Genomic DNA, 13,721 nt, shown 5'->3' on the forward strand with positions numbered 1-13,721 from the left:
GTACGCGCACACACTCCGGCGCACTGAGAGGGGGCGGCAGCCGCAGTGACCAACATCCCCGAGACCGGGCGGACCCCAAGGGTCCAGATCCGGCTCATCGTGATCCAGATCCTTGTCCTGTCCCTCCTCGGCACCCTCGGCGGGCGGCTGTGGTACCTCCAGATCCGGGAGGGCGACGAGTACGCCGAGGAGGCCTCCGGCAACCACGTCCAGCAGGTTGTCGACCCGGCCGTGCGCGGCTCGATCCTGGACGCCCGCGGCGTACCGCTGGCCGACAACGAGACCCGGCTGGTCGTCTCCGCCTCCCGCACCGAACTGCTGAAGATGAAGGACGACGGCAAGGGCGTCCTCACCAAGCTCGCCGGTGTCCTTGGGATGACGCCCAAGGAGGTGCGGGAGAAGGTCCGGCTGTGCGACGCCGAGACCCCCCAGCCCTGCTGGAACGGCTCGCCGTACCAGCCGATCCCTGTCACCGCCGAGGCGACCCCCCGGCAGGCCCTCCAGATCCGCGAGCGCGCCGAGGACTTCCCCGGCATCACCGCCGAACCGCAGGCCGTCCGCCGCTACCCCGGCCCCGGCGGCTCCAACACCGCCCAGGTCCTCGGCTATCTCTCCCCGGTCACCGACGAGGAGATCACCAAGGCGCAGAACACCGACTCGCCCTACCTCCGCTCCGACCAGGTCGGCCGCTCCGGCGTCGAGCGCCAGTACGACAAGCAGCTGCGGGGCAAGGCCGGCGTCACCCGCTACGAGGTCGACAAGCTCGGCCGGGTCATCGGCGAGGCCGAGGCCGACCCCGCCCAGCCCGGATCCAACCTCGTCACCAGCATCGACGCCCGCGTCCAGCGGGTCGCCGAGTACGAGCTGAACGAGGCGATGAAGGCGGCCCGCAAGGAGTGGGACCGCAACACCCAGGAGCGCTACAAGGCCGACGCGGGCGCGATCGTGGTGATGGAGGCCAAGACCGGCCGGGTCGTCGCCATGGCCTCCAACCCCACCTACGACCCGAACGCCTGGGTGGGCGGCATCTCCGCCAAGGACTACAAGCAGCTCACCGGCAAGGCGTCCAACTACCCGCTGCTGAACCGCGCCATACAGGGTCAGGCGGCACCCGGCTCCATCTTCAAGGTGGTCTCCACCGCCGCCGCGGTCCAGGCGGGCTACGACTTCGACGGCCGCTACAACTGCTCCAGCTCGTACTCCGTCGGCGGACAGGTCTTCAAGAACTTCGAGTCCCAGAACCACGGCCCGATCGACCTCGGCCGCGCCCTGGAGGTCTCCTGCGACACCGTCTACTACCAGCTCGCGCACAACGAGTGGAAGAAGGACGGCGGCATCAACCCCAAGGGCAAGCCGAAGGACTACTTCTACAAGGCCGCCCACCAGTTCGGCCTCGGCGCGGAGACCGGCATCGACCTGCCCAACGAGGTCACCGGCCGGGTCCCCGACCGCGAGTGGAAGCAGTCGTACTGGAAGGCCAACAAGGACGCCTGGTGCAAGACCGGCAAGAAGGACGGCGACTACGTAGAGAAGATCGCCTACGAGAACTGCCTCGAAGGCAACAAGATGCGCGCCGGTGACGAGATCAACTACTCCATCGGCCAGGGCGACACCCTGGTGACCCCGATCCAGATGGCCACCATCTACGCGGCCATCGCCAACGGCGGCACCCTCTACGACCCGACGGTCGGCAAGGCCATCGTCAGCGCCGACGGCAAGCAGGTCTCCGAGATCGAGCCCAAGGCGCACGGCAAGCTGCCGGTCAGCAAGCAGACGCTGGCCCAGATGGACGAGGCCCTGGCCGGCGTCGCCACCCGCGGCACCGCCGCCTGGCGGTTCGAGGGCTGGCCGCAGGACGAGATCCCGATGCACGCCAAGACCGGTACCGCCGAGGTCTACGGCAAGCAGACGACGTCCTGGTTCGCCACGTACACCAAGGACTACGCCATCGTCATGACGATCTCCCAGGGCGGTACGGGCTCCGGCGCCTCCGGCCCCGCCGTCCGCAACGTCTACGACGCGCTGTACGGCGTCTCCGACGACGGCGCCATCAACAAGAAGAACGCGCTGCTGCCGACCCCGCAGAAGAACCTGCCCAAGATCCAGACCGACGGGTCGATCCTCTCCCCGAAGGTCGCCAAGGACCCGGCGAAGGACCAGCGGGCCAGCCAGGAGGGCGTCCCCGAGGGAGGCGTCCCCGGCGAGGACGGACAGGCGGCGACCGTGGGGGCACCGACGACGGAGAACCGTGAGACGCGTCGCCGGCGGCAGCGCCGACGCGGCCCGAGGAGGCTGACGTGACCGGCGCCAACAGCTTCCAGGTATCCGGGTACGGCCCCGAGCGGGCGGGCTGGACCCGGCTGTTCGCCCGGGACTCGCTCGCCCGCCGACTGGACTGGCCGATACTGTTCGCGGCGCTCACGCTGTCGCTGATCGGCTCGGTCCTGGTCTACTCCGCGACCCGCAACCGCACCGAGATCAACCAGGGCGACCCGTACTTCTTCCTGGTCCGGCACATCCTGAACACCGGCATCGGCCTCGCGCTGATGATCGGCACGGTCTGGCTCGGCCACCGCACCCTGCGCACCGCGGTACCGATCCTGTACGGCGCCTCGCTGTTCCTGATCCTGCTGGTGCTCACCCCGCTCGGCACCACGGTCAACGGCGCGCACTCCTGGATCGCGCTCGGCGCCGGCTTCTCGCTGCAGCCCTCGGAGTTCGTGAAGGTCACCATCATCCTCGGCATGGCGATGCTGCTCGCCGCCAGAGTCGACGCGGGCGACAAGCCCTATCCCGACCATCGCACGGTGCTCCAGGCGCTGGGGCTCGCCGCCGTGCCGATGCTGATCGTGATGCTGATGCCCGACCTCGGCTCGGTCATGGTGATGGTGGTCATCGTGCTGGGCGTGCTGCTGGCCTCCGGCGCCTCGAACCGCTGGGTGTTCGGACTGCTGTCGGCCGGCGCGATCGGCGGCATCGCGGTGTGGCAGCTGCACATCCTGGACGACTACCAGATCGCCCGCTTCGCCGCCTTCGCCAACCCCAGCCTCGACCCGGCGGGCGTCGGCTACAACACCAACCAGGCCCGGATCGCGATCGGTTCCGGCGGACTGACCGGGTCGGGCCTCTTCAACGGCTCGCAGACCACCGGCCAGTTCGTGCCCGAGCAGCAGACCGACTTCGTGTTCACGGTGGCGGGGGAGGAGCTGGGCTTCGTCGGCGGCGGGCTCATCATCGTCCTGCTCGGCATCCTGCTCTGGCGGGCCTGCCGCATCGCCCGCGAGACGACCGAGCTCTACGGCACCATCGTCGCGGCCGGGATCGTGGCCTGGTTCGCCTTCCAGTCCTTCGAGAACATCGGCATGACCCTCGGCATCATGCCGGTCACCGGCCTGCCGCTGCCCTTCGTGTCGTACGGCGGATCGTCGATGTTCGCGGTGTGGGTGGCGGTGGGGCTGCTGCAGTCGATCCGGGTGCAACGGCCGATGTCCGCATAGCCGCTGGTCACCCCCCGTTTTTCCTGGGGTTGGACACCGGTGGCCCTGTTGTACCGCCATGACTCCGATTAGATTCGGGTCATGGCGGACACCAAGCGTGAGATCGAGCGAAAGTACGAGTCCGACGAGAGCGGTCTGCCCGACCTGACCGGCGTCGCCGGTGTGGCGACCGTCATCGACAGAGGCGTCGCCCACCTGGACGCCACCTACTACGACACCGAGGACGAACGCCTCGCCGCGTCCTCCATCACGCTGCGCCGCCGCACCGGAGGAACCGACGCGGGCTGGCATCTGAAGCTCCCCGTAGCTCCCGGCGTCCGCGACGAGATCCAGGCGCCGCTGTCCGGCACCATCCCCGGCAGCCTCACCGGCCTGGTCCGCTCCCGGGTCCGTGACACCGAACTGCTCCCCCTGGTCCGGCTCCGCTCCGACCGCGACCTCCGCCACCTCGTCGACGCCGACGGCCGGCTGCTCGCCGAGGTGAGCGTGGACGCCGTACGCGCCGAACGCCTCGGGACGGGAGCGAGCGCCCAGTGGACCGAGATCGAGGTCGAACTCGCCGACGGCGGCGACCCCGCCCTCCTCGACACGCTCGACAAGCGGCTGCGCAAGGCCGGGGTACGCCCCTCGGCAGCGGCCTCGAAGCTGGCCCGGGCCCTGGCGGAGACCGCCCCGAAGAAGAAGCGGCGCAAGGAGAAGACCCCCGAGGCACCCGCCACCGCGGGCGATCACGTCCTCGCCTATCTGCGCACCCAGCGGGACGCGATCGTCGCGCTCGACCCCGCCGTGCGCCGGGACGTCGAGGACTCCGTGCACAGCATGCGCGTCGCCACCCGCCGGATGCGCAGCAGCTTCAAGTCCTTCCGCGAGATCCTGGACCGGGACGTCACCGACCCGATCGCCGACGAGCTGAAGTGGCTGGCCGGCGAGCTGGGCGTGGACCGGGACCGGGAGGTGCTCAACGAACGCCTGTCGGCCGCCCTCGACGAGGTGCCGTCCGCGCTGGTCTCCGGCCCGGTCGCCGAGCGGCTGAACCGCTGGGCGGGGGAGCGGCCGGGCGGGGCGAGCAGCCGGCTGATCGGGATCCTCGACTCCCGCCGCTACCTGGCCCTGCTCGACGCCCTGGACGGCGTGCTCACCGATCCGCCGCTGCTGGAGGCGGCCGGGAAGAAGCCCGGCAAGGTGCTCGGCAAGGCGGTGCGGAAGGACTTCGGCAAGGTGTCCGCACTCGTCGAGCAGGCCCTGGAGCTCGACCCCGGCACCGACCGGGACACCACCATCCACGACGCCCGCAAGAAGACCAAGCGCACCCGTTACGCGGCGGAGGCCGCCAAGCCCGTCCTGGGCGCCTCCGCGAAGTCCCTGGTCAAGACCATGAAGGCGCTGCAGAACCTGCTCGGCGAGCACCAGGACAGCGTCATGGCCCGCCAGACTCTGCGCGAGCTGTCCGCCGTCGCGCACGCGGGGGGAGAGAGCGCCTTCACCTACGGGCTGCTGTACGGGCGCGAGGAGCAGCGGGCGGCGGCCGTGGAGGCCGAGCTGCCCGGGTTCTGGGCCGGGAACAAGGACGCTGCGGACGCCCTGTGAGCCTTCGGACGGACGGGGGGTGTCCACGGCCGCGTTAGGCTAGATGGTCACCCCTGTCCGTTCAGTCCAGCTCACGAAGGTACGCGACATGCCTGCCGAAGTCGCTGCGTCGGTGTTCCCGCAGCTCGAAGCCCTCCTCCCGCATGTGCAGAAGCCGATCCAGTACGTGGGCGGAGAGCTCAACTCCACGGTCAAGCCGTGGGAGAGCTGCGACGTCCGCTGGGCGCTCATGTACCCCGACGCCTACGAGGTCGGACTGCCCAACCAGGGCGTCATGATCCTCTACGAGGTCCTGAACGAACAGCAGGGCGTCCTCGCCGAGCGCACCTACAGCGTGTGGCCGGACCTGGAGGCCCTGATGCGGGAGCACGGCGTCCCGCAGTTCACGGTGGACAGCCACCGCCCGGTGCGCGACTTCGACGTGCTGGGCCTGAGCTTCTCCACCGAACTCGGCTACACCAACATGCTCACCGCCCTCGACCTCGCGGGCATCCCGCTGGAGTCCAGGGACCGCACGGTCGACGACCCGATCGTGCTGGCCGGCGGCCACGCGGCCTTCAACCCCGAGCCGATCGCCGACTTCATCGACGCCGCGATCATCGGCGACGGCGAGCAGGCCGTGCTCGACATGACGCGGATCATCCGCGAGTGGAAGGCCGAGGGCCGCCCCGGCGGCCGCGAGGAGGTCCTCTTCCGGCTGGCGAAGACGGGCGGGGTGTACATCCCGGCCTTCTACGACGTGGAGTACCTGCCCGACGGCCGGATCGCCCGTGTCGTACCCAACAAGTCGGGTGTCCCGTGGCGGGTGTCCAAGCACACGGTGATGGACCTGGACGAGTGGCCCTACCCCAAGCAGCCGCTGGTGCCGCTGGCGGAAACGGTCCACGAGCGCATGTCGGTCGAGATCTTCCGGGGCTGCACCCGGGGCTGCCGCTTCTGCCAGGCGGGCATGATCACCCGCCCGGTGCGCGAGCGCTCGATCACCGGCATCGGCGAGATGGTCGAGAAGGGCCTGAAGGCGACCGGGTTCGAGGAGGTCGGCCTGCTGTCCCTGTCGTCCGCGGACCACTCCGAGATCGGCGACGTGGCGAAGGGCCTGGCGGACCGGTACGAGGCGGACAAGATCGGCCTGTCCCTCCCGTCCACCCGCGTGGACGCCTTCAACATCGACCTGGCGAACGAGCTGACGCGCAACGGCCGCCGCTCCGGCCTGACCTTCGCCCCCGAGGGCGGCTCGGAGCGCATCCGCAAGGTCATCAACAAGATGGTCTCCGAGGACGACCTGATCAGGACGGTCGCGACGGCGTACGGCAACGGCTGGCGCCAGGTGAAGCTGTACTTCATGTGCGGCCTGCCCACGGAGACCGACGACGACGTCCTGCAGATCGCGGACATGGCGACGAAGGTGATCGCCAAGGGCCGCGAGGTGTCGGGGGCGAACGACATCCGCTGCACGGTCTCGATCGGCGGCTTCGTCCCGAAGCCCCACACCCCCTTCCAGTGGGCGCCGCAGCTCTCCGCCGAGGAGACGGACGCGCGCCTGGAGAAGCTCCGGGACAAGATCCGCGGCGACAAGAAGTACGGCCGCTCCATCGGCTTCCGGTACCACGACGGCAAGCCCGGCATCGTCGAGGGCCTGCTCTCGCGCGGTGACCGCAGGATCGGCGCGGTCATCCGCGCCGTCTACGACGACGGCGGCCGCTTCGACGGCTGGCGCGAGCACTTCTCCTACGACCGCTGGATGCGGTGCGCCGACAAGGCGCTGGCCCCCTTCGGCGTGGACGTCGACTGGTACACCACCCGCGAGCGCACCTACGAGGAAGTCCTCCCCTGGGACCACCTGGACTCGGGCCTCGACAAGGACTGGCTCTGGGAGGACTGGCAGGACGCCCTCGACGAGACGGAGGTCGAGGACTGCCGCTGGACGCCGTGCTTCGACTGCGGGGTGTGCCCGCAGCTCGACACCCACATCCAGATCGGCCCCACAGGCAAGAAGCTGCTGCCGCTGACGGTGACGAACTCGGCACCGACACCTGGCGGGCACACGCACTGAGGGTCTGCTGGGGCCCGGCTGGTGGGCGTCGATGTCGGCACACACGGCCGTGCCCGGGGCACCGGTGGTGCCCGTCGCGCCGCGGCACTTCGGCGGTGACCAGCAGCGTGAGGGAAGCCAGTACCCCGGTCTGCTGGAATCTCGGCCGGGCCAACGGCCCCAGTGGCGACGCGATGTGACGGCGTCTCATAGACATGCTCCTTGGTGCGAAACGGTCCGGGGAGTGCCGGATCTCAGTGCGAGAGCGCACCGGTGTTGTGACGGCATCGCAACCCGCGGGACGCATCCGCGTCGCGGGCCGTGGCGTCTTGGCCGGTATGGAACCGCAGAAGTCACTGCCCGAGCCCCGGCAGCCGGAAGGCTGCCTCGTCGCGGCGATCCGCCTCCCGGTGCGGATCGTCGTGCTGGTGCTGGTCGTGCCCGTGCGCATGGTGTGGGACGCGCTGGTCGTCGCCTGGCGGTTCCTGACCGACACCGTGTTCCGGCCCGCGGGACGGGCGCTGCTGTGGGTCGGGCGGGCGCTGTTCGTGTGGCCCTTCGTGGCGCTGTGGCGGTACGCGCTGGTGCCGCTCGGGCGCGGGCTGGCCTGGCTCGGGAAGGTGCTGGTCGTCGTACCGCTCGTCTGGACGTACCGCTGGGTGCTGACCCCGGTCGGGCATGCGCTCGCCTGGGCCGGGCGGTGGATCTGGGCCGGGCTCGCATGGGTCTACGCGCGCGTGCTCACGCCGATCGGGCAGGGCTGCATGTGGGTGCTGCGGGGGATCGGCGCCGGGCTCGCCGCCCTCGGCATCGGCTTGTACACCGCGGTCGCCTGGCTGGTGCGGTACCTGCTCGTCGTGCCCGCCCTCCGGTTCTACGCGTGGGTGCTCACGCCGCTCGGGCACGCCTTCCTGTGGGTCGTGCGGGGGATCGGGCTCGCGCTGTACTGGGTCACCCGGGTGCTGTTCGTGCTGCCCGCGCTGGCCGTGTGGCGCTGGGTGCTGGTGCCCGTGGGGCGGGTGCTCGCCGTGCTCGGGCGGGAGACCTGGGACGCGCTCGCGCATGCCTGGCGGGTGGCCGGGCGGATCTCGCTGGCCGTCGGACGGTTCCTCGGGACCCTCTTCCGGTGGATCTTCGTGGAACCGGTGCGATGGGTCTACCGGACGGTCCTCACGCCCGTCGGGCACGTCGTGCGGGACGCCGTGCTGCGGCCCTGCGCCGACGCCGCGCGCGGCGTGGGGCGCGCCTGCCGGCAGGCTCTCGCCGCGGCGCGGGAGTCCGCGCGTCAGGCCCGTGCCGACATCCGGCGGATGGTGTTCGGGGAGCCCCGTGAGCGGGCCGCGGTGGCCCGGCGGGAACCTCTCGGCGCCGAGGCACGTACTCTTGGTAGCAGTACGACCGCTCTCACGAAGGACTAGGACACTGGGCAAGCGACAGCCCGAAGGCCCGCCGCCCGCACCTGCGGTGCAGCGCATCCGACTGCGCTACACCAAGCGCGGCCGCCTGAGGTTCACCAGCCACCGAGACTTCCAGCGCGCCTTCGAGCGTGCGCTGCGCCGTGCCGACGTACCGATGGCGTACTCGGCGGGGTTCACGCCGCATCCGAAGGTGTCGTACGCCAATGCCGCACCCACCGGCACGGGCAGTGAGGCGGAGTACCTGGAGATCGCGCTCACCGCGGCGCGGGACCCGGAGCAGCTCCGGCGGACGCTCGATGAATCGCTGCCCGCCGGGCTCGACGTCATCGACGCGGTCGAGGCCCGGACCTCCGGGCTCGCCGACCGGCTGACCGCTTCCGTGTGGGAGCTGCGGCTGGACGGCGTGGAGCCGGCCCAGGCCGAACAGGCCGTGGCCGCCTTCAAGGCCGCCGAGTCCGTCGAGGTCCAGCGCATGACCAAGAACGGCGTCCGGACCTTCGACGCCCGCCCCGCGGTCGTGGATCTTGAGACGCGCAGTTCGACGGCTGATAGGCCGACCGACCGGCCCTGTGCGATACTGCGGCTGGTTGTTCGGCACGTGACGCCTGCCGTACGACCCGACGACGTCCTGTCCGGTCTCCGCGCCGTGGCCGACCTGGCGCCGCCGGTCCCCGCAGCGGTGACCAGGCTGGCGCAGGGGCTGTTCGATGCAGAGAGCGGCACGGTGACCGACCCGCTCGCGCCCGACCGCGAGGCGGCGGCGGCCCTAACGGCCGAATCCGCTGCCACCGCGAAGGCGTCGGCGTAAGGAAGGTCCCGCGAAGGGACGGACGTCGAAGCGCCGCCCTCGTACTCGGGAGCCACCTGGGTCGGGCAGCGCACCGACCACAAGACTTTCGCCAGGCCGTGCGCATTCGGCGTACGGAACCGGCGAGACAGGACACAGAGAGCTCCCGTGCGGCGCCCGCGCCCCGGACGGCGGCAGTCGCGCACGACGCGAGCCGCGGACGTCACCGGCACATCGCCGGACCAGGCGCGGCGCCCGGGAGCCTGACGGGAGAAACGCCCGCATGCTCGAGCCGATCGAACCCACAGAGGGTTCCGAACCGAATACCCCCAGCGACACCCTGCCGCCGCGTCGTCGGCGCCGGGCCGCGTCACGGCCGGCGGGTCCGCCCGTCGGCAAGGCGTCCGCCGGATCCGCGACCGAGGTCGCGCCGGCCATACCGGCCGACGAGAAAACCGAGGCCGAGGAGACCGTGGTCGCGGTGACTCCGGAGACCGCCGAGGCCGAGGCCCCGGCCGCCGTCGTCGAGGAGGCCCCCGTCGGCCGTACGCGTCGCCGTGTGGTGCGCCGGGCGTCCGCGCCCGCCGGGGCAGCCGCGTCCGCCGAGGCGGCCGAGACCATCGTGCCCGCGACGAACTCCGCGGAGGAGCAGGCGCCCGCCACCGAGAGCGTGGAGGCCGCCTCGTCCGCCGGTGCCGTCGAGGACGCCGCCCCGCGCCGCGCCCGCCGCCGTGCCACCCGCAAGGTGTCGGCGCCCGCCGGGGCGCCCGAGGCCGCGGAGGTCGTCGCCCCCGTGGAGGCCGCGCCGGTCGAGCGGGCCGTCGAGGCGCCGGCGGCCGAGGACGCCGAGCCGAAGCCCCGTACGCGTCGCCGTGCGACCCGCAAGGTGGCCGCGCCCGCCGAGGTGAGCGAGCCGATCGCCGAGACTCCGGCCGAAGAGGCCCCGGTCGAGGAGGCCCCGGTCGAGGAGGCCCCGGTCGCGGAGACCCCCGCCGCCGCGACCGCGGCCGAAGAGACCCCGGACGCGTCCGAGGACGTCGCCCCCCGTCGTACCCGCCGGCGTGCCACGCGTCGCGTGTCCGCGCCCACCGGGGCGCCCGAGAACGTGGAGGCGCCCGTGACCACCGCCGACGAGAGCGGGGCGGCCGAGGCCGTGACCCCCGCCGGGACCGTCGAAGCCGTCGAGACCGACCGGCCCGCCGAGGACGCCGCCCCGCGTCGCCGTCGCCGGGTCGCCCGCAAGGCCGCCACCGGGTTCTCCGAGCCCGCGCGGCCCGCCGCGGAGGAGGAGGCCGAGGAGGCCGACGCCCCGCGTCGTCCGGCGCGGCCCGCCGTCGCCGTCTTCCAGCCGCCCGTCTTCACCGAGCCGATGTTCCAGACTCCTGAGCGCGCCGCCGCCGAGGCCGCCGCCGGGCCGTCGGACGAGCCCGAAGAGGTCGAAGCGGCCGAGGAACTCCCGGAGGAGCCGGCCGGCGCCCGTCGCCGTCGTCGCCGCCGGGGTGCGGCAGCCGACGAGGCGGAGACCCGTACCGCCGAGCCCCGTGCCGCCGAGAGGCGCGGCGCCGAGGCCCTCGGCGACGAGACCGTCGACGAGGAGGACGAGGCGGACGAGGCCGAGGACTCCGTCGAGGAAGACGAGGCCGAGGAGACCGGGGCGCGCCGTCGCCGTCGCCGGGGCGGCCGTCGCCGCCGCCGCGGTGAGTCCGCCGACTCCGACGAGGGCGGCGATGCCGCGGACGCCGACTCCGACGAGGCCGTCGCCGCGCAGGCCGCGCAGGACGCCGAGGACACCACCGAGCAGGAGGAAGAGGACGCCGAGGACGGCGGTGACGACTCCGGTGGTTCGAGCTCCAGCAGCCGTCGCCGGCGCCGCCGTCGCCGTAGGGCCGGAGACTCCGCTCCCGAGGCCGAGCCGTCCGCCGACGACCCGGAGCGCACCGTCGTCAAGGTGCGCGAGCCGCGGGCCAAGGCCGAGCCGTCCGACGAGGTGCAGTCCATCAAGGGCTCGACCCGTCTGGAGGCCAAGAAGCAGCGCCGCCGGGAAGGCCGGGAGCAGGGCCGCCGGCGCGTCCCGATCATCACCGAGGCCGAGTTCCTGGCCCGCCGCGAGGCCGTCGAGCGCGTGATGGTCGTCCGCCAGCACGGCGACCGTACGCAGATCGGCGTCCTCGAGGACAACGTGCTCGTGGAGCACTACGTCAACAAGGAGCAGTCGACCTCGTACGTCGGCAACGTCTACCTGGGCAAGGTCCAGAACGTGCTCCCCTCGATGGAGGCCGCCTTCATCGACATCGGCAAGGGGCGCAACGCCGTCCTGTACGCCGGTGAGGTCAACTTCGAGGCGCTGGGCATGGCCAACGGGCCGCGGCGCATCGAGTCCGCGCTGAAGTCCGGCCAGTCCGTCCTCGTCCAGGTCACCAAGGACCCGATCGGGCACAAGGGCGCGCGTCTGACCAGCCAGGTCTCCCTGCCGGGCCGCTACCTCGTGTACGTCCCCGAGGGCTCCATGACCGGCATCAGCCGCAAGCTGCCCGACACCGAGCGGGCGCGGCTGAAGACCATCCTCAAGAAGATCGTTCCCGAGGACGCGGGCGTGATCGTGCGCACCGCCGCCGAGGGCGCGAGCGAGGACGAGCTGCGCCGTGACGTGGAGCGACTGCAGGCGCAGTGGGAGGACATCCAGAAGAAGGCCAAGAGCGGCAACGCCCCGACGCTGCTCTACGGCGAGCCGGACATGACCGTCCGGGTCGTCCGGGACATCTTCAACGAGGACTTCTCCAAGGTCGTCGTCAGCGGCGACGAGGCGTGGTCGACCATCCACGGCTACGTCGCGCATGTCGCGCCCGACCTCGCCGAGCGGCTGCAGCGGTGGACCTCCGAGGTCGACGTCTTCGCCACCTACCGGATCGACGAGCAGCTCGCCAAGGCGCTGGACCGCAAGGTCTGGCTGCCCAGCGGCGGTTCGCTGGTGATCGACCGGACCGAGGCGATGGTCGTCGTCGACGTCAACACCGGCAAGTTCACCGGCCAGGGCGGCAACCTGGAGGAGACGGTCACCAGGAACAACCTGGAGGCGGCCGAGGAGATCGTGCGTCAGCTCCGGCTGCGCGACCTCGGCGGCATCATCGTGATCGACTTCATCGACATGGTGCTGGAGTCCAACCGGGACCTGGTGCTGCGGCGCCTGCTGGAGTGCCTGGGCCGGGACCGTACGAAGCACCAGGTCGCCGAGGTGACCTCGCTGGGGCTCGTCCAGATGACCCGCAAGCGGGTCGGCCAGGGCCTGCTGGAGTCGTTCTCCGAGACCTGCGTCCACTGCAACGGCCGCGGTGTCATCGTGCACATGGAGCAGCCGACCTCCGCCGGTGGCGGCGGCAAGCGCAAGAAGCGCGGGCGGGGCGGCGACGTGCACGAGCACGAGGCCGCGGCGGCCGTCGAGCCGATGGAGCCGGAGACGGAGAGCGCCGCCGAGGTGGCCGCCGAGGCCGCCGAGCCGGTCGCGCTCCCGGAGCCCGCCTTCGCGGCGGACGAGGAGCTGTACAGCAGCGTCGCCGAGGCGGAGGCCGCGGTCACCCGCGGCGGCCGCAGCCGGCGCCGGGCGAGCCGTCGCGCGTCGGCCCCGGCCGGTGCGCCGAAGCCGGAGGCGCTCGAGGCCGAGGTGCCCACCGCCCAGGACGTGACCGTCGAGGAGGAGGTCGAGCGTCCGGTGCAGCCGGAGTCGGCCGCCGAGGCGAAGGCCGCGCCCGCCGCCGTGGAGGACGCGGTCGTCGGGACCCCGGCCGCCCCGGCCGAGGAGGCGGCTCCCAAGGGCCGTACGCGTCGGCGTGCGACCCGCAAGGCGACCGCGCCCGCCGGTTCCCCCGCGGGGGCGGAGGCGGCCGTGGTGACCGTCAGCGAGACGGCGCCCGAGCCGAAGGCGGAGGAGGCCCCCGAGCCGGTGCCGGTCGCCGAGGCGCCCGCCCAGAGCGCCGCCCCGGCCCGTCCGCGCCGCCGTGCCGTCCGCAAGGCCACCGCGCCCACCGCGTCCGAGGAGGCGGCCGTCGTGGTCGTCCCCGCGGCGACGGAGACCGTGGCGGCCGAGCAGGCCCCGGCCGCTGAGGAGGAGCCCGCCCCGGCCAAGAAGACCGCGGCGCGCAAGACGGCGAAGAAGGCGACGGCCAAGAAGGCCGCCACCAAGAAGACCGCGGCCACGAAGACGGCCGCCAAGAAGACGACGGCCAAGAAGGCGGCCAAGACCGCCACGGCCGCCAAGAAGGCGACGTCGAAGAAGACCGCGGCGGCGGCGCAGCAGACGCCGCCCTCCGTCTCGGCCTCCACCGACGAGGACTGACCCCTCGGGGGTGGGGGGGGGGGGGGGGCGCGCCCCCCCCCCCCCCGGGCGGGCCCCGGGGTGACCGGGA

General features: G+C 72.2%; 7 protein-coding genes. All 7 read left to right on the top strand.

Annotated elements, in window-relative coordinates:
* Positions 1-45: 45 nt before the first annotated feature.
* A complete protein-coding gene (gene mrdA, locus ACWD1Z_RS29815) occupies positions 46-2,301 on the top strand; it encodes a penicillin-binding protein 2 (RefSeq protein WP_451122742.1) in 2,256 nt (751 codons plus the stop codon).
* A complete protein-coding gene (gene rodA / locus ACWD1Z_RS29820; RefSeq protein ID WP_451122743.1) occupies positions 2,298-3,497 on the top strand; it encodes a rod shape-determining protein RodA in 1,200 nt (399 codons plus the stop codon). The genes mrdA and rodA overlap by 4 nt, the downstream gene beginning before the upstream one ends.
* A gap of 81 nt (positions 3,498-3,578) precedes the next feature.
* The gene (locus tag ACWD1Z_RS29825) at positions 3,579-5,084 is read left to right on the top strand and encodes a CYTH and CHAD domain-containing protein (protein WP_451122744.1); all 1,506 of its coding nucleotides are present in this window, start codon (positions 3,579-3,581) and stop codon (positions 5,082-5,084) included.
* 88 nt (positions 5,085-5,172) lie between these two features.
* Complete coding sequence (locus ACWD1Z_RS29830; protein ID WP_451122745.1) at positions 5,173-7,137, top strand: TIGR03960 family B12-binding radical SAM protein; 1,965 nt, start codon at positions 5,173-5,175, stop codon at positions 7,135-7,137.
* Positions 7,138-7,454: 317 nt separating this feature from the next.
* On the top strand, positions 7,455-8,534 hold the full coding sequence (locus tag ACWD1Z_RS29835; protein ID WP_451122746.1) for a hypothetical protein: 1,080 nt from the start codon (positions 7,455-7,457) through the stop codon (positions 8,532-8,534).
* A gap of 46 nt (positions 8,535-8,580) precedes the next feature.
* Positions 8,581-9,342 (top strand): TIGR03936 family radical SAM-associated protein, encoded by a 762-nt coding sequence (locus ACWD1Z_RS29840; protein WP_451122747.1) that lies wholly within the window; start codon positions 8,581-8,583, stop codon positions 9,340-9,342.
* Between the two features lie 262 nt (positions 9,343-9,604).
* On the top strand, positions 9,605-13,651 hold the full coding sequence (locus tag ACWD1Z_RS29845; RefSeq protein ID WP_451122748.1) for an Rne/Rng family ribonuclease: 4,047 nt from the start codon (positions 9,605-9,607) through the stop codon (positions 13,649-13,651).
* Positions 13,652-13,721: the final 70 nt, after the last annotated feature.

It is taken from the genome of Streptomyces sp. NPDC002784 (assembly GCF_053592135.1).